This window comes from Tardiphaga robiniae (assembly GCF_001618955.1).
GTDB lineage: Bacteria > Pseudomonadota > Alphaproteobacteria > Rhizobiales > Xanthobacteraceae > Tardiphaga > Tardiphaga robiniae_A.
This window is the reverse complement of sequence record NZ_LVYV01000023.1, coordinates 450205-469915: the sequence shown is the minus strand read 5'-3', so window position 1 is coordinate 469915 and position 19711 is coordinate 450205. Positions and strand designations below refer to the sequence as shown.

At 61.3% G+C, this 19711-nt stretch carries 18 protein-coding genes and 1 other RNA gene; 6 read left to right on the top strand and 13 right to left on the bottom strand.

Annotated elements, in window-relative coordinates; genetic code table 11:
• Positions 1–30: 30 nt before the first annotated feature.
• From A4A58_RS19785 to A4A58_RS19775, 3 genes are all read right to left on the bottom strand, one after another.
• Positions 31–498: a DUF1348 family protein gene (locus tag A4A58_RS19785; protein ID WP_068735203.1), complete on the bottom strand. Its 468-nt coding sequence runs from the start codon at positions 496–498 to the stop codon at positions 31–33.
• An 81-nt stretch (positions 499–579) separates the two neighbouring features.
• The gene (gene ybgC / locus A4A58_RS19780) at positions 580–1026 is read right to left on the bottom strand and encodes a tol-pal system-associated acyl-CoA thioesterase (protein ID WP_068735201.1); all 447 of its coding nucleotides are present in this window, start codon (positions 1024–1026) and stop codon (positions 580–582) included.
• Positions 1027–1357: 331 nt separating this feature from the next.
• Positions 1358–4141, bottom strand: coding sequence for a UPF0182 family membrane protein (locus A4A58_RS19775; RefSeq protein ID WP_068735199.1), 2784 nt, complete (start codon positions 4139–4141; stop codon positions 1358–1360).
• Between the two features lie 241 nt (positions 4142–4382).
• Here A4A58_RS19775 and rocD point away from each other — a divergent pair, with 241 nt between their 5' ends.
• Positions 4383–5600, top strand: a complete 1218-nt coding sequence (rocD, locus tag A4A58_RS19770; RefSeq protein ID WP_068735197.1) for an ornithine--oxo-acid transaminase — start codon at positions 4383–4385, stop codon at positions 5598–5600.
• A 218-nt stretch (positions 5601–5818) separates the two neighbouring features.
• On the opposite strand, the gene A4A58_RS19765 is transcribed toward rocD, so the two are convergent.
• The 6 genes from A4A58_RS19765 to A4A58_RS19740 all read right to left on the bottom strand — a co-directional run bounded on the left by A4A58_RS19765 (position 5819) and on the right by A4A58_RS19740 (position 9750).
• Entirely contained in the window at positions 5819–6229 is a 411-nt protein-coding gene (locus A4A58_RS19765; protein ID WP_068735195.1) for an NUDIX hydrolase, read from the bottom strand.
• 4 nt (positions 6230–6233) lie between these two features.
• Positions 6234–7283: a Holliday junction branch migration DNA helicase RuvB gene (gene ruvB, locus A4A58_RS19760; RefSeq protein WP_068735193.1), complete on the bottom strand. Its 1050-nt coding sequence runs from the start codon at positions 7281–7283 to the stop codon at positions 6234–6236.
• A complete protein-coding gene (locus tag A4A58_RS19755) occupies positions 7280–7780 on the bottom strand; it encodes a hypothetical protein (RefSeq protein WP_068735190.1) in 501 nt (166 codons plus the stop codon). The genes ruvB and A4A58_RS19755 overlap by 4 nt, the downstream gene beginning before the upstream one ends.
• Complete coding sequence (gene ruvA / locus A4A58_RS19750) at positions 7777–8394, bottom strand: Holliday junction branch migration protein RuvA (protein ID WP_068735188.1); 618 nt, start codon at positions 8392–8394, stop codon at positions 7777–7779. Before ruvA ends, A4A58_RS19755 begins: the two co-directional genes overlap by 4 nt.
• Positions 8391–8918: a crossover junction endodeoxyribonuclease RuvC gene (gene ruvC / locus A4A58_RS19745; protein WP_068735186.1), complete on the bottom strand. Its 528-nt coding sequence runs from the start codon at positions 8916–8918 to the stop codon at positions 8391–8393. The genes ruvA and ruvC overlap by 4 nt, the downstream gene beginning before the upstream one ends.
• An 85-nt stretch (positions 8919–9003) precedes the next feature.
• The gene (locus tag A4A58_RS19740; RefSeq protein WP_068735184.1) at positions 9004–9750 is read right to left on the bottom strand and encodes a YebC/PmpR family DNA-binding transcriptional regulator; all 747 of its coding nucleotides are present in this window, start codon (positions 9748–9750) and stop codon (positions 9004–9006) included.
• Between the two features lie 188 nt (positions 9751–9938).
• On the opposite strand from A4A58_RS19740, the gene A4A58_RS19735 reads away from it, so the two are divergent.
• The 5 genes from A4A58_RS19735 to A4A58_RS19715 all read left to right on the top strand — a co-directional run bounded on the left by A4A58_RS19735 (position 9939) and on the right by A4A58_RS19715 (position 17545).
• A complete protein-coding gene (locus A4A58_RS19735; RefSeq protein WP_068735182.1) occupies positions 9939–11690 on the top strand; it encodes a methyl-accepting chemotaxis protein in 1752 nt (583 codons plus the stop codon).
• A 597-nt stretch (positions 11691–12287) separates the two neighbouring features.
• Positions 12288–13214, top strand: coding sequence for a polyphosphate kinase 2 (ppk2, locus tag A4A58_RS19730; protein ID WP_068735179.1), 927 nt, complete (start codon positions 12288–12290; stop codon positions 13212–13214).
• 309 nt (positions 13215–13523) lie between these two features.
• Positions 13524–13988 (top strand): (2Fe-2S)-binding protein, encoded by a 465-nt coding sequence (locus tag A4A58_RS19725; RefSeq protein WP_068735178.1) that lies wholly within the window; start codon positions 13524–13526, stop codon positions 13986–13988.
• Between the two features lie 9 nt (positions 13989–13997).
• Complete coding sequence (locus A4A58_RS19720; protein ID WP_081421960.1) at positions 13998–16202, top strand: xanthine dehydrogenase family protein molybdopterin-binding subunit; 2205 nt, start codon at positions 13998–14000, stop codon at positions 16200–16202.
• Positions 16199–17545 carry a cytochrome c gene (locus A4A58_RS19715; protein WP_068735176.1) on the top strand — a complete coding sequence of 449 codons (1347 nt, stop codon included), beginning with the start codon at positions 16199–16201 and terminating at the stop codon, positions 17543–17545. The genes A4A58_RS19720 and A4A58_RS19715 overlap by 4 nt, the downstream gene beginning before the upstream one ends.
• A 6-nt stretch (positions 17546–17551) precedes the next feature.
• Here the strand turns inward: A4A58_RS19715 and A4A58_RS19710 are convergent, their stop codons facing one another.
• From A4A58_RS19710 to A4A58_RS19695, 4 genes are all read right to left on the bottom strand, one after another.
• Positions 17552–18376, bottom strand: coding sequence for a TIGR00282 family metallophosphoesterase (locus A4A58_RS19710; protein ID WP_068735174.1), 825 nt, complete (start codon positions 18374–18376; stop codon positions 17552–17554).
• A gap of 1 nt (position 18377) precedes the next feature.
• Positions 18378–18965 carry a 5-formyltetrahydrofolate cyclo-ligase gene (locus A4A58_RS19705; RefSeq protein ID WP_068735172.1) on the bottom strand — a complete coding sequence of 196 codons (588 nt, stop codon included), beginning with the start codon at positions 18963–18965 and terminating at the stop codon, positions 18378–18380.
• A gap of 136 nt (positions 18966–19101) precedes the next feature.
• A non-coding RNA gene (gene ssrS / locus A4A58_RS19700) (6S RNA) lies at positions 19102–19261 on the bottom strand.
• A gap of 61 nt (positions 19262–19322) precedes the next feature.
• A complete protein-coding gene (locus tag A4A58_RS19695; protein WP_068735170.1) occupies positions 19323–19706 on the bottom strand; it encodes a cell division protein ZapA in 384 nt (127 codons plus the stop codon).
• Positions 19707–19711: the final 5 nt, after the last annotated feature.

The window sequence follows — 19711 nt, the reverse complement described above, 5'->3', positions numbered from 1 at the left end:
TCCTGTCGGACGTGATCCTCTCAGATGGGATTAGAACGGATCGGTGCCGAGACCCGGTACATCCGCTGGACGCGGCCCCGGCGCCGGCCACAGGAAGCGGCGGTCCTTTTCGGCAATCGCAATGTCATTGATGCTGGCCTCGCGGCGTCGCATCAGGCCGGCCTCATCAAATTCCCACTGCTCGTTGCCATAGGAGCGATGCCAGTTGCCGGCGTCATCGTGCCATTCATATTGAAAGCGCACGGCAATGTGATTGCCGTCGAACGCCCACAGATCCTTGATCAGCCGATATTCGTGCTCCTTCGCCCATTTGCGGGTGAGGAATTCGACGATTGCCGGGCGCCCCTGAAAGAACTCGCCGCGATTACGCCAGACGCTGTCCTCGGTATAGGCGAGCGATACTTTCACCGGATCGCGCGAATTCCAGCCATCTTCGGCCATGCGGGCCTTCTGGGCGGCAGTTTCTCGGGTGAAGGGCGGGAACGGTGGACGCGACATGGGACCCTCGGCTTTGCGATATGCCGGGATTGTAGCCTTGCCGCATGCGGAGTCGATGCCATTTCACCTATGGGGCGATCGCTAAATCTGATCGGCCTTCATGGCGATCCGCAGTGCCTTCGGAATCGGCTTGGCGCGGCCGCCGGACACGAAGGCCACCTTGACCTTGGCCTCAAGCAGCAACTCATCGCCGCGGCGCACTTCCTGACTTAGCATGATCGAGGCGCCCCTCACCTCTTGTGGAACCGTGATGACGTCAAGCAGATCGTCCAGGACTGCAGGTTTTAGAAAATCAATTTTCATCGAACGAACAACGAAGGCAAAGCCGGGCGCATCTTCTCGCGCTTCTTTCAGCAGCTCTTGCTGACTTGTTCCGAGTAAACGCAAATAGTTCGTTCTGCCGCGTTCCATGAAGCGCAGAAAATTCGCGTGATAAACAATCTGGCCGGAGTCAGTATCTTCGAAATAGACGCGAACCCGCATATGATGACGACCGTCGCGAATTTCGCCATCAAGAGAGGCTGTCACAGGGAGATTCCTCTTATCAATCACACTTCAGAGAGTAACCGTCTTGCACAGAGGCACCTTCCCCAGCAAGCACCAATCGCTTTGGGCTTGAACCTTGCTTGGGATGCACCTGGAATCTTGGTTGCGGGGACGCGCAACCATCCACCATCTCAAATTGCTTTTCCAGACAGCGGCTTGAACCGCGAAGCAATCTTCGGAGTTTATAGTATTCAGCTTGGAAGTCTTCGGATTCCCAATGCGTTCAAAAGCCATTCTGATATTTCTCAGCTTTTTGGGCATTTGAGATCACGAGAGAATTTCTCTTTGTCGAATGACAATTAGCCAGCGTTGGTCAGTGTCCGGCTGATTCCCGGCTCATTTTCTCCAAAAGACCGCGCATCGCGTCGATCTGCAGGCCGAAGCCTGCCCAATCCCCAGACCTCAACAGCTTCACTGCCTCGTTATAGCGATCAAGCGCCTCCTGCGCCCTGTTTTCCGCAGGGTTCGCACGTGACATTTCCGTTGCAGCACTCAGCGATGCCGGCGACGCGTTAGTTTCGATGAAAAGCGCGGACAAGGCCTCGGCAAGCGTCTCTTTCATGACGACATGCTCGCCGTAGGCGGCGATCACGCGCTTGAGCTCCGGCAAGTGTCCGTGGACTGCGCGCAGGTACAGCGGCGACACGTACAGGATCGAATTCTCGATCGGGATCACCAGCAGGTTTCCGCGGATCACCCGTGAACCCATCTGGTTCCACAACGATATTTGCTGGGAGATCTCCGTGTTCTGATGAATGCGCGCCTCGATCTGGAACGGTCCGTAGACGAGCTTCTCCTTGGGAAATTCGTAGACGATCAATTTTCCATAGTCGGGAGCGTCGCAGCGCGCTGCCAGCCACGCGATCATGTTGTCGCGTCGGCTTGGCACCATGGGGATCATGATAAAGAATTCGGCCTGGGTTTCTCCGGGCAGCCGCATCACGATGTAGTAAGGGACCATCGGCGCGACGCCGTCGCCGGCCGGCTGGCGCGGAAACTGCCAAAGATCCTCTCGGTTATAGAAAACGTCGGCAGATGCCATGTGATAGGTCTGGTAAAGCTGCGCCTGAATCAGGAAGAGGTCCTCGGGATAGCGAATGTGCTTTTGCAGATCGGACGGCATTGCCGCAAGCGGCTTGAATAGCCCCGGAAAGATTCGCTGGTAGGTGGCCACGATCGGGTCCGCCTGGTCCATCAGATAAAAGTCGACACTGCCGTTATAGGCATCGACGACGGCCTTCACGGAATTACGGATGTAGTTCAGATTGCGGCCGGGCGCAGGCTGAGCTGAGGGAAAATAGTCGCTGGTTGTATAGGCGTCCTGGATCCAGAACATCCGCCCCTCGCTAACGACCAGATAGGGATCGTGGTCGAGACTGAGGAATGGGGCGATCATGCGTAGCCGTTCCCCGATATTGCGCCGGATCATAATCCGGCTGTCGTCGGTGATATAGCTGGAGAGCAGCAGGTTCATATCGTTGAAGTGGTGAGCGAAGATGATTTTCCGCACCATCCCCGTCAGCGGTATGCCACCGGCACCGTCGTAGGCCGCGTATACGTTTTCACTCCCCTTCGGATAGTCGAATTCCGGCGTGGTAGTCCTGACGAAAACGTAGTTGCTCTCCTCTTGTCCATAATAAATGCGCGGTTCGCGGATTTCGGGGCCGCCATCCGCAACGGGAGGAATATCCCGCAGGTAAAGCAGTGGGAGCCCTTCAGCGCTCTTGTGCATTACCGGGCTCATCACCGCTCCATTGCCGTGGGTGAACAGCAGGTGGAGGTTGACCCACGTCTGGGCGTTCGGCGGCAGCAGTGAGGATCTGAGCTCGCGTGCCGACAGCATCACGCTCTGGTAGGTGCCGCGAAGCCAGTAGCGGTCGACATCCAGGTCGCTTAATTTGTAATAGGTGCGTATCTCCTGCAGCTGGGCGTAGGTATCCGCCAGCGGCTGCCCGTCCCACAATCTGATGTTCTCGATGGTCGCCTTGTTGGCCTCGAGTGTCCCGAAGGTAAGGTCCTGTTCGGCAGGAAAGGGCTTGGCGGCGATCCGGTCGAGATTATAGGCTTCCCTGGTCAGGCGGATGCTGCGTTCGATGTAGGGCCGCTCCAGTTCCAGTTCGTTCGGTTTCACGTAGAAGCGCTGAAACAATGTCGGGATCACGCCGGACAGCAGGAAAGCGCCGCCGAAGACGAGCAACATCGCGGCTGTGGGGAGGCGGTAGGTGCGCGCCCACAGGTTCGTCCACGCAGCGCATGCCGCGACGATCGAAAGCCCGATCAGCAACCGGAGAACGGGCAGTTGCACGTGGACATCGGTGTAGCTCGCGCCAACCACTACGCCATTGTCTCCGTAGAGCAGCAAATAGCGGTCGAGCCCGTAGGACCATGCCTTCACCGCAAAGAGCAAGCCGAGCAGCGCCGAGCCGTGAGCAACCACTGTTGGTGATATCGACCACCGCTGGACCTGGTATTCGATCTGACCATGCATCCAATAGATCACTGCGGCGAAAAGCGCGCTCATGAACAGCGTTAGCACTGCCCAATTCCTGATGGCGATATAGGCGGGCAGAGAAAACAGATAGAATCCAATATCCTTGTCATACAGCGGATCGTTCGCGCCATATGGCACCTGATAGAGGAACTGCAGAATGATGTTCCAGTTGCCGACCTCCCCCCATGCGACAAGCAGAGCGAGGAGTCCGGCGCCGCCAGCGATGGCGAGGCGCCATGGCAACCGATCGCGTATGAATTCGAATGGATCGGGCGGCACTGCAGTGGCCGCGAGTTTCCAGTCGAAGCCGACGGGAAGCCGGCCTCGCCGCCGTCGGGCAAGAAAAAGTGCCAGCCGGGCGTTCGCCCACACGATGACGGCAGTTGCCGCAAAGACGACGGAAAAGACTGCGGCTTTGGCGCCGATCGATGTCCAAAAAACCTGCGAATAGCCGACCGCGGAGAACCACATCCAGTCGACCAGGAACTCGCCGACAATCCCGAGAAGGATCAGGCAAATTCCGGAGAAGATGGCAGTCACAATCACCCCGACCACGGCGCTTCGCCCTGGCGTCTTCCGTTCGGGCCCGGTAATCCCGATCGTCATGAACGAATTATAGCAGAACGAAAAAGGTGGCGGTGCCTGTCGTGAGCCCTCGCACCTGTTTTTTTTGCGTCGGCCTTCCTACATCAGAACTGAGGCGCGCATCGCCTTACGCGCGCCCAATCGGGAGAGCGCGCGCCATGAGCGGTGATCTCACGATGCAGTTGTGGTTGTGCGCCCTCACCAACGGTCGGGCTGGCATGCCGAGCCGGCGCGGGGGAGGAACGCGGCAGGAGCGCTTGTCATGACTGATTTCGCCGGTCTTGAATCCCGTTTTGGTGCAGGAAACTATGCACCATTGCCGGTCACGATCGTCCGCGGGGCTGGAGTCTACGTGTGGGACGAGGCTGGCAGACGCTACATCGACATGATGGGCGCATATTCGGCGGCAAGCTTCGGCCATTGCCATCCGCGCCTCGTCAAGGCGCTGACAGAACAGGCACAGCGCCTGGATACGATCTCGCGCGCTTATTTCAGTGATCAGTTGGGGCCTTTTCTCGTGAAGGCTTGTGCACTTACCGGCATGGACGCCGCGTTGCCGATGAACAGCGGCGCGGAAGCCGTCGAGACGGCGCTCAAGGCGGCACGTAAATGGGCCTACAAGGTCAAGGGTGTGCCGACTGACCGGGCCGAAATCATTACCGCGGAGGGAAATTTCCACGGCCGTACCATCTCGATCATTGGCTTTTCTTCGCAAACCCAATATCGCGACGGCTTCGGGCCGTTCCCGCCCGGCTTCACGCGCGTGCCGTTCGGCGATGCGTCGGCACTCGCCGCGGCCGTTACCCCTGACACCGCAGCCTTTCTGGTCGAACCAATTCAAGGCGAAGGCGGGATCAACGTGCCGCCCCCTGGATATCTCGCTGAGGCCGCACGCATTTGCAAGGCGAACAACGTGCTGCTGCTGTGCGACGAGATCCAGAGCGGTCTGGGACGCACCGGACGTCTGCTCGCGTGTCAGCATGAAGGGGTAACACCCGACGGTCTGATGCTCGGCAAGGCGCTCGGTGGCGGGATGTTGCCGGTTTCGCTTTTCCTCGCCCGTCGCGAGGTCATGCAGGTTTTCACTCCCGGTGACCACGGCAGCACGTTCGGAGGCAACCCGATTGCATCAGCGGTTGGATTAGCCGCCCTCGACACACTGATCGACGAGCGATTGATTGAACGTGCCGCGACCGTCGGCGCGCATCTCCTCGATCGGCTCTCTGCGATCAAAAATCCGATCATCCGCGAGGTGCGCGGTCGCGGTTTGTTTGCGGGGGTCGAGTTACACCGCAACATGGTTAGTGCCGGTACGGTGATCAGCCGCTTGCTTCAGGCGGGAGTGCTGACCAAAGATACTCACCGGAACACGATACGCTTTGCGCCCCCCTTGATTATCGACGAGTCACAGGTGGATTGGGCCGTAGACCGATTGACCGAAGTACTGAACGAGATCGCCGCATCGACGGTTCAGGCCTAGCGGCCGCCAATATTGGGCAAGCCTGCTATCTGAGGATTACCGAAGCCAAGCGAAAGATTTGCAATAGTCCGGTCTTTAGAATCGGGCGCGTTAAAGTCTGTCCCCGAAAGGCAATTACAAGCTTCCCGCCAAATCGGCGTCCTCGTAATAAACCCGCACCTGCATGCGATGCAGGCCGTCGGCGATGGCGCCGTCGAGATGGAAGGTCGTAGAACCCGTCATAACGAAAAGCCGTGAGCTGCGAGTGGCAGCACATGATCACGCGTCAATGGAGCCAGGACAATAGCCTCAGGCGCAGTTGGATTGATCCAAATCGCTTCGGCGATCTCGGCCTGGGGCGCGATCGCTCCATCCACCTTCACCGCATAAACACTGGCCTGCACCCGCCATCCCGGCTCATTCGCGGCAACGCTGTTGAACTGGCCGAGCGCCTGCGCCGAGCCCGGCACCATTCGGCATCCCAACTCTTCGCTGATCTCGCGCTCCAGCGCGGCCAGATCGTCCTCGCCGACATCGCGCTTGCCACCCGGCTGCATGAAGGCCTCGGTGCCACGCTTTCGCACCACCAGCATGCGCCCGCTATCGTCACGGATCAGCGCGGCTACCACGCCGATAATCTTTTCGCTCATCGCGCTACTCCTCCTCGCTCGATCCGAATAGCCCGATCTGGCTCGCGTCGCGCTTCGGCTCGCTCAGACCGAGATGCTTGAATGCATGCGACGTCAGCAAGCGCCCGCGCGGCGTGCGCTGCAGATAGCCGCACTGGATCAGATAAGGTTCGATGATGTCCTCAATGGCATCACGCGGCTCGGACAGCGCGGCGGCCATGGTTTCGACACCGACCGGGCCACCAGCATAGTTCATGGCGATGGTGGTGAGATAACGGCGATCCATCGCATCGAGACCCGCACTGTCAACTTCCAGTGCGGACAGCGCGTGGTCGGCGATCTTGCGGTCGACGGCCGATGCATCCGCAGCGGAGGCGAAGTCGCGCACACGCCGCAAGAGACGCCCGGCGATGCGCGGCGTGCCGCGGGCGCGGCGCGCAATCTCGTTAGAGCCTTCAGGGGTCATGCCGATGTCCAGCACGCGGGCGCCGCGGGTGACGATCTTTTCGAGCTCGTCGACCGTGTAGAAATTCAGCCGCAGCGGAATGCCGAAACGATCGCGCAGCGGATTGGTGAGCAGGCCCGCACGGGTGGTCGCGCCGACCAGCGTGAATTTCGACAATTCGATTTTCACCGAGCGTGCCGCAGGGCCTTCGCCGATGATGAGATCAAGCTGGAAATCCTCCATCGCCGGATAGAGCACTTCCTCTACTGCAGGGCTGAGACGGTGGATCTCGTCGATGAACAGCACATCGCGCTCTTCGAGATTGGTGAGCAGTGCGGCGAGATCGCCGGCCTTGGCGATCACCGGCCCCGATGTCGCGCGAAAGCCGACACCGAGTTCACGCGCCACGATCTGCGCCAGCGTGGTCTTGCCGAGGCCGGGCGGCCCCACAAACAATGTGTGATCCAGCGCCTCGCCGCGCTTGCGGGCGGCATCGATAAAGATTTGCAGATTGGCGCGCGCCTGTGCCTGGCCGACGAAATCGGACAGCGACTGCGGGCGCAGCGTGGTGTCGCCGACATCGTCAGAGCGGCGCTCAGGTGTAACCATGCGATCGGGTGGCGTATTCATGATGCGACGTTACCACGGTGCAACGGCCGCGCGAACCACCAGCACAGGCTGGCTGGGATCACGGCAATGCCCGCGAGCAATGCGGACAGTGACAGCGCCTGCGTGAGCGATCGAACGCCGGGCAAAATCACTGCTGAGGATTCCGAGGGCTGAACGAACATCCCAAACCCGATGAAGCCGGCAATGCCGACGGCCGCGGCGAGCCACGCCATCCAGATCGCGTTTTGCCCGGCATAGACGGCCGACAGCGCAAAGACGACGCCGGCACCGAGCGACGGCAGCAGCGCCGCCAATGCCGCAACGAATGCCAGCAGCCACAGTGCAATCGAGACAAGCGATCTGAAACCATCGAGATCGGCCACAGAGAAGATCAATTGCAGGATCGACGCACCCAGACCGACCACAAGCAACGACACAAGTGCAGCCACGGATAGCGAACCGACAATACCGAAGATCGCGACAATGCCGATCACACGGGCGATTCTGGCAAGGCTCACTTCGCCAGTTCCTTCAGCCCGAGCTTGATGAGTTGCGCCGTTTCCGCACTTTCACCTGCGCTGCGCGACGCGGCTGCGACGGCGGCCGCCGCCTGCGGCTGGCCATAACCGAGATTGACCAGCGCGGAGATCGCATCCCTGACGGCGCCTGGTGCGCGGTTATCGTCCATCGCGCCGGCGAGTTGCGCGACCACCGGATCAACGGACGCAAAGGCCGGCGCCTTGTCCTTCAATTCGCTGACGATGCGCTCGGCCACTTTAGGACCGACGCCCGGCGTGCGCGCCACGGCCGTCTTGTCGCGCAGCGCGATGGCATTGGCGAGGTCGGCCGGCGGCAGCGTGCTAAGCACGGCGAGCGCGACCTTGGCACCAACGCCCTGCACAGTCTGCAGCAGGCGAAACCATTCGCGCTCCATATCGCTGCGGAATCCGAACAGCTTGATATGGTCTTCGCGGACATATGTTTCGATGGCGAGCACCGCAGCTTCACCCGCCTGCGGCAGTGCCTGCAGCGTGCGAGCGGAACAATGCACCTGATAGCCCACGCCCTGTACGTCGAGGATCACATAGTCCTCGCCATAGCTGTCGATCAGGCCTTTGAGCTTGCCGATCACGCGCCGACGACCTTGAGGCGCAGTGCCGTGCTCTGACGGTGATGCGCATGGGTGATGGCGATGGCCAGCGCGTCGGCCGCATCGGCGGATTTCGGCTCAGCCTTCGGCAGCAGGATCTTCAGCATCACCTGGATCTGGTTCTTGTCGGCGTGGCCCGCGCCGACCACGGTCTTCTTCACCTGATTGGGCGCGTATTCGGCGACGGCAATGCCAAACATCGCCGGCGTCATCATGGCGATACCGCGCGCCTGGCCGAGCTTCAGCGTGGCAACGCCGTCCTTGTTGACGAAGGTCTGTTCGACCGCAGCTTCGGCCGGCTGGAAGTCGCCGAGCACCTTGGCGAGCCCTTCATGAATGCCGAGCAGCCGGCTCGCCAGCGGCAGATTGTCCGGCGGTTCCACCGAACCGCAGCCGATATAGGTCAGCCGGTTGCCGTCGATCTCGATCACGCCCCAGCCGGTGCGGCGCAGGCCCGGATCGATGCCGATGATACGGACAGGAGGGCGAATCGGAGGATGTGTCATCCCACAGGGATAACGCCGGACGGCAGGGAACGAAATAGAAACGCGGAGCCGTCCCAAAGGAAAGAGAGGGAAGCTGAGCCCCTGTTCAGCCGCCCATCTTGGCCATCAGCGCATCGGACACTTCGAAATTGGCATAGACGTTCTGCACGTCGTCATGCTCGTTCAACAGGTCCATCAGCTTGATCAGCTTCTCGCCGGTCTCGTCATCGACCGAGAGCGTGTTCTGCGGCTTCCAGATCACCGCGGCCTTGCGGGCTTCGCCGAACTTGCCTTCCAGTCCCTTGGCAACCTCGCGGAACGTCTCCTGCGACGCGTAGACCTCGTGGCCGCCCTCGCCCGACACCACATCATCCGCACCGGCCTCGATGGCAGCTTCCAGCATGTCGTCGGCAGAGGCCTTGTCGGCGTCATATTCGATCACGCCGACATGGTCGAACATGAAGGAAACTGAGCCGGTTTCGCCCAAATTGCCGCCGGATTTGGTGAAGTAAGAACGGATGTCGGAGGCGGCGCGATTGCGGTTGTCGGTCAGCGCCTCGACGATGACGGCGACGCCGCCGGGGCCGTAGCCCTCGTAGCGGATTTCATCGTAGTTCTCGCCGTCGCTACCGATCGCCTTCTTGATGGCGCGCTCGATGTTGTCACGCGGCATGTTCTCCTGCCGGGCGGCGATCACGGCGGAGCGCAGCCGGGCATTCATCGACGGGTCGGGCGTCCCCATCTTGGCAGCGACGGTGATTTCGCGCGCCAGCTTGCTGAACAGCTTGGACTTCTGGGCATCCTGCCGGCCCTTGCGGTGCATGATGTTCTTGAATTGGGAATGTCCGGCCATGCGGTCTCTCTTGAATCGTCTGGGGTCTTAAGGGCTGCGGCGCGGGGTTATAGGCCGAGAGCCCAGCAAAATCAAAAGTATGCGTCGAAATCTCGCAGGCCAAAATCGCCGCCACTGCGATCCTTAACCCTCACTTCACACTCAGGTGCAAGGATACCCGCATAGATTGTAATCCGCGAGATTTGAATATGGCATTTGGACTGTTCCGCAGGAAGCAGCCCGATCTGGTTGTGCCGGTACTTGCGCCCGACAAAGCGGCGCCAATCGAGGCCCCCGCGGCTTCCGACAACGATTCCGCCCGCGACATTCTGGAGTTGCTGGAACTCGAGCTGGGCGCGCTTATCCGCCAGCTCGAGCGTGCCGCGACGTCTGTCGCCGGCGGCGCCGAATCGACCGCCACCACCCTCTCCGCCATCCGCGCCCGCACCGATGTGCTGGCCGACCGCAGCAGCGCCGCGCAATCCACTGCCACAACCTTTGCGCAGGCCGCCGATAAATTCACTCATTCGGCCGAAGGCATCGGCGCCCAGGTGCGCGATGCCAGCCGGCTTGCGGACGAGGCCGGCGCCGCCGCGCATGAGGCCAGCGCCAATGTGGACCGGCTGCGCGATTCCTCGGCCGCGATCAGCAATGTGCTGGAGTTGATCGCGCAGATCGCCCGGCAGACAACGATGCTGGCGCTGAACGCGACCATCGAGGCGGCACGCGCAGGCGCCGCAGGCCGCGGCTTCTCGGTCGTCGCCACCGAGGTCAAGGCGCTGGCGGTGCAGACGCAGAGCGCGACCGAAGAGATCAGGAAGAAGATCGACACACTGCAGCGCGACGCAGCGAGTTCGGTCGATGCGGTGCATCGCATCTCCATCGCCATCGACGCGATCCGCCCGGTGTTTGCCAATGTGAATGGCGCAGTTGCCGAGCAGAACGCAACGACCAGCGAGATGTCGCATAACGCTGCCACCGCCTCGCAGTTCATCGTCTCGGTCGGCGACAGCGCCGCGGAAATCGATAGCGCTGCAAAGGAAGCGGCTGCCCATGGCGAGCATGTCGCGCAGGCTGGCCAGGCCGTGACGATGTTTGCCTCGCGGCTGAAGTCGCGTTGCGCGGTACTGCTCAAACAGAGCGAGCGCGAAGACGAGCGACGACGCGAAAAGCTGCCATGTCACCTCAACGTCGATCTTCAGGCCCGCGGCCGCCAGATCAGCGCGCCGGTCTATGAAATCTCGATGGATGGCATTCTCATCGGGGGGCCGGACGCGAACCGGCTTCCGTTGCACGACATCGTTGCTGCTGAACTCAGCGAGGTCGGCCCCTGCCGCCTGCGCATTGCCGAACATTCTCCCGCCGGCGCACAGGCACTGTTCGTCGCGCCCGACGGGGCTCTCATCAGCCGGATCGAAGACCGGCTTTGGGCGATCCATGACGAGAACACCGAATTCGTCACCCGCGCCATTGACGCCGGCGCCGTGCTCAACAAGATCTTTGCCGACGGTATTGCATCCGGCGCTATCAGCATCGACGACATGTTCGACGACAACTACGTCGAGATCCCCGGCTCCAATCCGGTACAGTACCGGACAAAGATTCTCGGCTGGGCCGACCGCGCACTGCCCGAATTCCAGGATGCATTTCTCGCCAAGGACAGCCGCATGGCGTTCTGCGCCATGATCGACCGCAACGGCTATCTGCCGGTGCACAATAGCATCTATTCGAAGCCGCAGCGCCCGGGCGATGTCGCCTGGAACACGGCCAACTGCCGCAACCGCCGCATCTTCAACGATCCGGCTGGATTGGCCGCCGGTCGCAACACCCGTTCCTACCTGATTCAGAGCTATGCCCGCGACATGGGCAACGGCCAGACCGTGATGATGCGCGAGATCGACGTGCCCGTGCGCATACAGGGACGTCATTGGGGCGGGTTCCGCACGGCGTACAAATTATGATTTGGGTTTGCACACGGCGCTGCTACCTGAGAGCTGGTGCAGCGCCGCATATTCCGTCTGTGAGTGGGTAACAGCCAAAACTGCCAAGACCCCTCCTAGCCGCCGCTTGTTCGGCCTTCTGCATCGTCAGATCCGCCGTATGAACCGCCGCCATATCCATATGGCGCGCTGTATCTATATGAACCGGGGCCGGCACCAAATCCGCGATAGACCATTACGGGGGCGCTTCCCTCATACCGCGCGTGGGAGGACATGATCCGTCGATGCTTGCTGGCAGTGCTATGCCCGTCTTTGGCCTGTGCGGTCCAGTTCGCAGTGCCGGCGATCAGTAAAGCGACGCCCAACAGAATGAATTTATTCATCACATTTTTCCTTCGTCAATGAGCCCCGCGACCTCAGATGCGCACGCCTGGCCCTCAAGGTAGCGCCAATCACGCGTAGTTGAATTCGGCTTGCGGTACCCCGTCCTGCATGGACACAGCGGTGGCGAGGCCCATTGGGGCCATTCCCCCGCCGCGAAGTTGGGGGGCAGTGTCACACCGCTGACATTTGCATTGGTCCATAACCGTGGACCCATTCGATACCAGCGGAGCTGCCATGACCGAACATTCCCTCGACGACGCTCGAGCAATCCACGACCGCATTCGCGCAGAAATGCTGGACAGCTTCGATGAAGAACTCGAGCTCGAGATCGACGACGATCGTCTCGACGCCCTGACAAACGAAATGTCCGGCCACAGCCCCGCGGAGACCATCGAGCGGCGCCACTATTTCAAGGAGCTGTTCCGCCTGCAGCGCGAACTGGTGAAGCTGCAGAGCTGGGTCCAGCACAACAAGCTCAAGGTCGTTGTGATCTTCGAAGGCCGCGATTCCGCCGGCAAGGGCGGCGTCATCAAGCGCATCACCCAGCGGCTCAATCCGCGCGTCTGCCGCGTTGCCGCACTCCCCGCACCGAACGAGCGCGAGCGCACCCAGTGGTACTTCCAGCGTTACGTCTCGCACCTCCCCGCCGGCGGCGAGATCGTGCTGTTCGATCGAAGCTGGTACAACCGCGCCGGCGTCGAGCGCGTGATGGGTTTCTGCACCGACAATGACGTGGAGGAATTCTTCCGCTCGGTGCCGGAATTCGAACGCATGCTGGTGCGCTCGGGCATCATCCTGGTCAAATACTGGTTCTCGATCACCGATGAAGCGCAGCACCTGCGCTTCTCGATGCGCATCGCCGATCCGCTCAAGCAGTGGAAGCTCAGCCCGATGGATGTCGAGGCGCGCACCCGCTGGGAGCAATACACCAAGGCAAAGGAAGCGATGCTCGAGCATACGCATATTCCGGAAGCCCCGTGGCATGTGGTGCAGGCCGTCGACAAGAAGAAGGCGCGCCTGAACTGCATCGCGCATCTGCTGGAGCAGATCCCCTATCAAGAGGTCGAGCATCCGCCCGTGGTCCTACCGGCACGCGTGCGCAATCCCGACTATCATCGTACCCCGGTGCCAGCCGAGATGTATGTGCCGGAGAAATATTGAGGACATCGGCGGCAGGCAGCGCACTTTGTGCGCTGCCTGCCGCCCTGACGACGCGGTGCTTGAACAAAGCATCTCAGTTTTGAGTAAAACGTATGTACGCACTATTGGGAGCCCGTGATAGTTGCGCTATTGCCGGCAATTGAATTGATAGTTGCTCATCGCAACAATTGCGCGCACTTGCATCACGCAGTTGGGATATTTCCTTCTGTTGAAATGACGGCTGTAAGATTATACTAATTCCAATCGGTCTTCCGACGGGACGTTATTGGACACCCCTGTTGAATTGGCTGCCGGTCGATTGGAGGCTCCATGGCGACAAATCTTACTATCAACGGCGAGCAGAAGTCCTTCGACGCACCAGACGACATGCCTCTGCTCTGGGTGCTGCGCGACATTCTCGGCATGACCGGTACGAAATTCGGCTGCGGCGTCGCGCTATGCGGGGCATGCACCGTGCATGTCGACGGCAAGGCCGTGCGCTCCTGTCTGCTGCCGGTTAGTGCGGTGAGCGGGCGCGCCATCACAACGATCGAAGGCGTCGGCACCACACCGGTTGGCGCCAAGGTGCAGAAAGCCTGGCTCGATCTCGAAGTCATTCAATGCGGTTACTGCCAGTCCGGGCAGATCATGTCGGCGGCGGCGCTCCTCGCTTCTACGCCGACCCCCGACGATTCTGACATCGATGCCGCCATGGCCGGAAATATCTGTCGCTGCGGCACCTATGTCCGGGTGCGTGAAGCCATCAAACATGCTGCCTCCGAACGGCAAACCTAGGAGTCGGCCATGAAACTTGCAGACAACATGCTTGTTGCGGCCAGTCCTGCAAACAAGCCTTCTGGCCTGTCACGGCGCAATCTGCTCGCTGGCGCCTTTGTGGGCGGCTTTATGTTCGCCTTCCAGCTTCCGGTACGCGCGGCCAATGAGCCGACACAGCCTCCCGATACGACGGAGGGCAAATTCGCCCCCAACGCCTTCATCCGCATCGACACTACCGGCAAGACGACACTGGTGATGCCGCAAGTCGAGATGGGGCAAGGCATCTACACCGCCATCGCCATGATCCTCGCCGAAGAGCTCGACGCGGACTATGCGCAGATCACGCTGCAACATGCGCCGCCCAGCGACAAACTCTACGGAAATCCAATTTTCATCATCCAGGCGACCGGCGGATCGACTTCGGTGCGCGCATTCTGGAAACCGCTGCGCAATGCCGGTGCAACCGCGCGTGCGATGCTGGTGCAAGCCGCAGCTGAACAGTGGCAGGTCGAACCTGCGAACTGCACGGCGTCGAACGGGCAAGTGATGCATGCGGCCAGCGGGCGCAAACTGTCCTATGGCGAGTTGTGCGACGCCGCCGGCAAACTCACGCCGCCGAAGGACGTCGCGCTCAAGGACCCGAAAGACTTCTCGGTGATCGGCAAGCCGCTGAAGCGCTTCGATACACCGGACAAGGTCAACGGCAAGACGATCTACGGTATCGACGCGATGGTGCCGGGCATGACATTCGCGACGCTGGCACAATGCCCGGTGTTCGGCGGCAAACTCGCCAAGGTCGATGACCGCGCGGCGAAGAAAATTCCGGGCGTGCGGCAGATCGTCGTGCTCGACGACCTCGTGGCCGTGGTCGGCGATCACATGTGGGCCGCCAGGTCCGGGCTCGAAGCGCTCGATATCACTTGGGATGAAGGTCCCAACGCCAAGATCAGTTCGAAGGACATCTGGGCGCATTTGCGCGCGGCCAGCGAGACGGACGGCGTGATCGCCAAATCGGTCGGCGACATCGCCAAGGGTCTCGCCACCGGCGAACGGATCGACGCGTCCTACGAGATGCCGTTCCTTGCGCACGCGACCATGGAGCCCTTGAATTGCACGGTGCACTTCAAGGGGGATTCCTGCGAGGTCTGGACGGGCACGCAGATCATGTCGCGGGTGCAATCCGAGGCTGCCAAGGCCGCTGGCCTGCCGATCGACAAGGTCACAGTAAATCAGCACATGATTGGCGGCGGCTTCGGCCGCAGGCTTGAGCCCGACATGGTCGTGGCGGCGGTGCGCATCGCCAAACAGGTCAATGGACCGGTCAAGGTGGTGTGGACCCGCGAAGAGGACATCCAGCACGACATTTATCGCCCCGTCTATCGCGACAATATTTCGGCGACACTGTCCAACGGCAAAGTGGTCGGCTTCAAGTACAAGATCGCAGGCTCGGCCGTGATCGCGCGCTGGCTGCCGCCTGCGTTCCAGAAGGGCATCGACATCGACGCCATCGATAGTGCTGCGGACCAGCCCTACGACTTCCCGCATTTCCAGTGTGAATATGTCCGTGTCGAACCGCCGGCGGTGCCGACCGGCTTCTGGCGCGGCGTCGGCCCGAACAACAACGTGTTCGCGATCGAGAGCTTCATGGATGAGCTCGCTCGCAAGGCCGGCAAGGATCCCGTCGTGTTCCGGCGTGAATTGCTCGGCAAGGCGCCGCGGATGCTGGCGGCCCTCAATCTCGCGGCAGAGAAGGCCAACTGGGGTCAGCCGCTGCCAGCGCGCGTCGGACGCGGCGTGAGCATCCAGCCCACCTTCGATACGTCGATCGCGACTGTGGTCGAAGCGGAGATCGATTCGCAGGGAGAAATTCGTCTGCGTCAGGTCAACGTGGCGGTCGACACCGGCATCGCCGTCAATCCTGACACCATCATGGCGCAGATCGAAGGCGGCATCGTATTCGGCCTCACCGCCGCGCTCTATGGCGACATCACCATCGAAAAGGGACGCGTGCAGCAGTCCAATTTCCACGACTACCGCATGCTTCGGATCGACCAGATGCCGAAAATCAATGTCCACCTCATCAAGAGCGGCGAGGCGCCCGGCGGTATCGGCGAGTGCGGCGTGATCGGCGGACCGCCGGCACTACGCAATGCGATTTATGCCGCGACTGGCGTTGCGCTGCGGAGGATGCCGATCGACCGCGATGCGATAGCCGAAAGGAAGAAGTCATGACGCCCGCCGCACGTCGCATTCTCGGCAGCGTCATCCTTATCGGTGTTGTCGGTGCCGCCGGCGCTACGCTCTATGTGCGCGGCCCCGGACCGATGGCCTTCTCGGGCGGCCCGAAGGTGGCGCTGGCCGACTACAAGGGCCCCAATCCCACCGGCGTTCCCGCCAACATGACCAACGCCAGCCCGATCGAGCGCGGTGAATATCTCGCGCGTGCGGCGGATTGCATGGTCTGCCACACTGCACCCGGCGGAAAAGAATATGCCGGCGGCTTCGCGTTCAAACTGCCGTTCGGCACACTTTACTCGACCAACATCACGCCGGACAAAGAGACAGGCATTGGCAACTACACCGATCAGCAGTTTCTCGACGCCGTTCGAAGCGGCAAGCGCCACGACGGCGCCCGGCTCTATCCGGCGATGCCCTATACGTCCTACACCTACATGACCGATGCGGACACGCTCGCGGTCAAGGCCTATCTGTTCAGCCTCGCACCGGTGCGCGCCGCACCGCCTGAGAATACGCTGGCCTTTCCATTCAACCAACGCTGGGCAATGACGTTCTGGTCGGCATTGTTCAATCCTGATACGCGCTTCGAACCCGACACGTCACAAAGCCCGGAATGGAACAGGGGCGCCTATCTCGTCGAGGCGTTGGCGCATTGCGGCGAATGCCACACGCCGCGCAATCTCGGCTTTGCGCTCGACAACCGCAAGAAGTTCGCTGGCGCCCTGACCGCCGGATGGCGGGCCTTCAATATCACCTCGGACAAGACGACAGGCCTTGGCGGCTGGAGCGACGACGATGTCGTTTCCTATCTGTCGATCGGACATGCCAAAGGTCACGGCACCGCTTCGGGGCCGATGGGCGAAGCGGTGGACCACAGTTTCAGCAAGATGGCGCCGACGGATATCAAGGCGATGGTCGCATTCCTGCGCACAGTGCCGGCGATGCCCTCGCCTGATCTGCCCGCGAAACTCGCGCCACCCGCACCGCCCTCGCACAGGGACGGCATGACAGCGAACGCGCTTGGCAAGACGGTCTTTCAGGGCGCCTGCGTGAGCTGCCATGGCTGGACAGGCGAGAGCGCACTCTCGCCCATGGCCACGCTGACCGGCGCGTGGGCCGTTAACGATCCTGGCGCGACGAACGTGGCGCAGATCGTGATCTCCGGCACCAAGCGGCATACGCCGCAAGGCGCGCTCTCGATGCCAGCTTTCGGCAAAAGCCATTCAGATACGGAGATCGCGGCTGTCGCGAATTACGTGACCGCACGCTTCGGCAGCAAGGGATCGCAGATCACGGCAAGCGACGTCGCAGATTTGCGCAAGCAGACAGAGCAGTAGGCTGAACTAGTTCAGCCAGAACTCGGGCACGGCCTGCGACAGTCGGCCACCGAGCCGCACCGGCGCGATGCGCGAGGCAAGGCCGGTTTTGTCATCGGTTTCAACCGCAACGCCCGACAAGGTCGCCGGGCCGAAGGCAGGTTCGAAACGACCGGACGGAATGCCGGTCGTGAAGCGCCTGACAGGCTCTTCCTTCTGCATGCCAATCACGGAATCATAGTCGCCGGTCATGCCGGCATCGGTCATGTAAGCTGTGCCACCGGACAGGATTTGATGATCGGCGGTCGGCACATGCGTATGCGTGCCGACGACGAGGCTCACGCGGCCATCGCAGAAGTAACCCATGCCCTGCTTTTCGCTCGAGGCTTCGCCGTGGAAATCCACCACGATGGCGTCCGCGGCTTCCACCAGCGGACAGGCATCGATCTCCTTGCCGACAGCGCTGAACGGATCGTTGAGCGGCTCCATGAAGACGCGGCCCATGGCATTTATCACCAGCGCACGCGCACCGTTCTTGGCGTCGATCAGCGCGGCGCCGCGGCCCGGCGTGTGGCGCGGGAAATTCAACGGACGGATCAGACGCGGCGCGCGTTCGATGAACACCAGCGCCTCTTTCTGATTCCAGGCGTGATTGCCGATCGTCACCGCATCGGCGCCGGCGTCGACAAGATCATTGTAGATCGTCTCGGTGATACCGAAGCCGCCGGCGGCGTTCTCGCCATTGATGATGACAAGATCGAGCTTCCAGTCGCGGATCAGGCCCGGCAGTTTTTCGAGGATCACCACGCGGCCGGTTTTGCCGACCACGTCGCCGATGAAGAGAATACGCAAGTCAGATGCTCCGAAAATCGATCGTCCGGGTCTCGGTTAACACATAATCCAGCGCCACGTCGTGCGGTTGCATGGGAATGGCCTCGATTTCCTGGGTATCGAAGGCCAAACCAACGGAGATAAATGGCTTGATGGCGTGCAGTTGCGCGAAGGTGCGGTCGTAATGCCCCGCGCCATAGCCAATGCGGTGGCCGGCGCGGTCGAATGTCGCGAGTGGTACCAGCAGGATATCGGGGATCAGTGGCGGCGCTTCCGGTGCTGGTTCCGGAATGCCAAGCGAGCCGCGCACCAGCGCATCGCTCGGGCTCCAGATCCGGAACATCAGGGGTTCATCACGAGCGATGATCACCGGGAGTGCCAGTCGCGCCCCCTGTACGGCAAGATGCTGCATCAACGGGATCGGATCGATTTCGCTGCGAATAGGAGAATAGCCGGCGACGATGCTATCGGCCCTGACAGGGAAAGGCAGCCCACGTGCGGCGATGGCTTGTGCGGCTGCCGACCGTTCAGCCTCGCTCAGCGCCGTGCGGCGTGCCAACGCGGCGATGCGGAGCTCAATCTTTGTCGGAGTGGGCGGCGTGTCGGACATGCCGCACGATATGCTGTCCGCAGAGCCTACGGAAGCGCAGGACCGTCTTCGCGATCATCTTTGGCCAGCGAGGTTAAAATGCGCGGCAAACGCCACGCAAAGGGCCGCAGCCATCAAGCAAGAAAGTAAGTAAAAGTGCGAAGCCACGATGGCCGTTGAAGCACTCGATCCCGGAGCACCTACGAAAGTAGGTGGGCACCATGTGACCAGGTCCACGGACCTGGTCAGGGACAGTTCCCTGAAGGATCGATAAGGCCCCGGGGATATATGGCTCCTGACGCGCGACGCAGCCTCGCCTGAGCAATGTAGGGGTTATGAGACGGATGCGCCAGTGCCCGCTTGGCATCAAAGCCTGCGTTATCCAATAGCAACGCCGCCGCCGATGGTGCGGTTGAGCACCTGGGTGGTCTTCTCGATCCGCTCGGCCGCAGCATTCAGGGCCGCGGCAACCGCCGTCTGCGTTGCCCGTGCGCGATCCGCGGCGACAACGCGCACATCGCGCAATGCGGCGAGTTCTTCCTGCAGGGCACGGATCTGCTGATTGGCATCGACCAGTTCGTCGGCAATGGTCAGCGCCGCCATCACCGTCAGCCGCGCATCGCCGATCTCACCGAATTTGCCACGCAGGTTTTCGACGCGGGATTCAAGACTTTCCGCCAGCCGCAGCAGGCGGGTCTCCTGCCCCTCCTCGCAGGCCATGCGATATTGCCGGCCATTGATCGTAACGTTGACGTGGCTCATCTCGC